General features: G+C 65.6%; 1 protein-coding gene and 1 pseudogene. Both read left to right on the top strand.

The features are described 5' to 3' along the window. A pseudogene (locus tag EN964_RS33950) lies at positions 1-385 on the top strand (gfo/Idh/MocA family oxidoreductase); the annotation flags it as partial. Further along, positions 382-1,632: hypothetical protein (locus tag EN964_RS33945; RefSeq protein ID WP_127277397.1), on the top strand; the 1,251-nt coding region annotated here is incomplete at its 3' end. The pseudogene EN964_RS33950 and the gene EN964_RS33945, both read left to right, overlap by 4 nt.

Genomic DNA, 1,632 nt, shown 5'->3' with positions numbered 1-1,632 from the left:
TCACAACAGCGGTGCTACCTCGGTGGTCGACTGCAGCTACGCGACGAAGCTCGCCACGGAGCCGTTTCCCGAGACGCTGATCGAGATCGACGGCAGCGACGGCACGATCCGGCTGGCGCAGGGATATCGGCTGACCGTCACCGGCAAGAGCGGCACGGCCGTCACCGACGTTTCGCCGCCGCTGCTGCCGTGGGCGTCGCGGCCTTGGCACAACATCCAGGAAAGCGTCGTCGCCATCCAGCAGCACTGGGTCGATTGCCTGGCAAAGGGCGTACAACCGGCGACCTCGGGTGCGGACAATCTCAAGACGTTCGCGCTGGTCGAGGCCGCCTATGCTGGGGCCGCGAGCCGGCAACCGGTGCAACTCGACGCCTCGCTGAAATGACCGCCGACGCCTTCCTGCTCTACGGCACGCGTACGGTCGAGGTCGAGCCGGTCAGGCTCAGCGCGGGCGCGCTCAGCGCGGACTTCGTCAATGGCAATCTGCGCACCATTCAGCATGGCGGCACCGAAGTGCTACGCGCCGTCGCCTATATCGTGCGTGACCGCGACTGGGGCACCTATGAGCCAAATTTGACGGACCTGATCATCGACCAGGCTGCCGACGCTTTTTCGGTCAGCTATTCGGCAAGCTGCCTGGCCCCCGATGGAACCCGGCTCGGCTTCCGCGCCACCATCAAAGGCTCCGCCGATGGCCGTCTGGTCTTCGAGGTCAGCGCCCTTCCCGAGAGCGATTTCGAAACCAACCGCTGCGGCTTCTGCATCCTTCACCCGATCGCCGACCTCGCCGGCAGCCCGGTCAAGGTCGAGCATACGGACGGCAGCGTGGAGGCGACAAAGCTTCCCGAACTGATAGACCCCTGGCAGCCTTTCAAGGATATCCGCGCCATCACCCATCAGGTTCGGCCTGGCGTCACCGCCGAATGCCGGATGGAAAGCGATACTTTCGAAATGGAGGACCAGCGCAACTGGTCGGACGCCTCCTACAAGACCTATGTGCGACCGCTGGCGCTGCCCTGGCCCTATGTGCTGCCTGCCGGCCAAACCCTGCGCCAGACGATCAGCCTGCGCATCGCAGGTGAAGGCAAAGCGCCGGCTGCCGCCGTGGCCAGCGAACCGGTCCGCGTCGAACTCGGCGAAGCCGGGCCAACGCTGCCGGATGTCGGCGTGGTCATCTATCCCGAAGATGTCGAGACGGCACTGGCGAACCTCTCCACGCTGACGACACTCGGCCCACAACAGCTGCTGTTTCACTACGATCCGACGCGCGGCCACGGGCTCGACGCCTTGCGCGCTTTCGCCCGGCTCGCAAATGCCCACGCTGCCGCAACGACCCTCGAATGCGTCGTTGTGTGCGCCGGCGATCTTGACGCCGAGATGTCAGGTGTCGCCGACCTGGTGCGCCAGGCCGGGCTAAAACTCTCGGCCATTGCCGTGTCGCCTTCGGTCGACCGGCAGTCGACACCGCCGGGCAGCACGTGGCCGGACTGTCCGCCGCTCGAGGATGTTTACGCGGCCGCGCGGCGCGCCTTTCCGGATATCCGCCTCGGCGGCGGCATGTTCAGCTACTTCACCGAACTCAACCGCAAGCGCGTGCCGGCGGACCAGCTCGATTTCATCACCCATTGTACT

The sequence above is a fragment of the Mesorhizobium sp. M7A.F.Ca.CA.001.10.2.1 genome, from assembly GCF_003998575.1.
In the GTDB taxonomy this organism is placed as follows: Bacteria; Pseudomonadota; Alphaproteobacteria; order Rhizobiales; family Rhizobiaceae; genus Mesorhizobium.
Note: the sequence above shows the minus strand (reverse complement) of the source record. Positions and strands in the feature narration are given on the sequence as shown.